The 706-nt window shown below is 66.9% G+C and carries 1 protein-coding gene; it reads left to right on the top strand.

The window, feature by feature from the left end; translation table 11 throughout:
• Window positions 1–159: 159 nt before the first annotated feature.
• Window positions 160–706, top strand: a 547-nt coding sequence (locus ETD96_RS44200; RefSeq protein ID WP_240808659.1) for an alpha-amylase family glycosyl hydrolase, incomplete at its 3' end; no start/stop codon positions are given.

Here is a 706-nt window from a genome sequence, read left to right as displayed (position 1 = left end):
GACCCGTCCCGCCCACGTCCTGACGTTCGGGAGCAGCGAGAGTTGAGCGGACCCCACGAGCCAGAACCCCCGGCGCGGGCGCTGCCGGGCGCCGGGCCGGACCCGGCACCGGGCGCTCTGCCGCGAGACGAACCCGTCCCCGAAGTCCCCCTTGAGGCCATCGCCGCCTCTTCCGAACCGGTCCCGGACGCGTTCAGCCCGGAGACACCGCGCGATCCGCACTGGTTCAAGACAGCGGTGTTCTACGAGGTGTCGGTGCGGGGATTCGCCGATTCCAACAATGACGGCTACGGCGATCTGCGCGGCCTGATCTCCAAACTCGACCATCTGCAATGGCTCGGCATCGACTGCCTGTGGCTGCTGCCGATCTACCAGTCACCGCTCAAGGACGGCGGCTACGATATCGCCGAGTACACACGGATTCTGCCCGACTTCGGAGAGCTGGGCGATTTCGTGGAACTGGTGGAAGAAGCGCACGCGCGCGGTATCCGGGTGATCGCGGACCTGGTGATGAACCACACCTCCGACCAGCACCCCTGGTTCCAGGCGTCCCGCACCGACCCCGACGGCCCGTTCGGGGACTTCTACATGTGGGCCGACGACGACACCGGCTACCCCGACGCCCGCATCATCTTCGTCGACACCGAGTCCTCCAACTGGACCTACGACCCCGTCCGCGGCCAGTACTACTGGCACCGCTTCTTCT

The organism is Actinomadura geliboluensis (genome assembly GCF_005889745.1).
GTDB classification, from domain to species: Bacteria; Actinomycetota; Actinomycetes; order Streptosporangiales; family Streptosporangiaceae; genus Spirillospora; species Spirillospora geliboluensis.
Note: the sequence above shows the minus strand (reverse complement) of the source record. Positions and strands in the feature narration are given on the sequence as shown.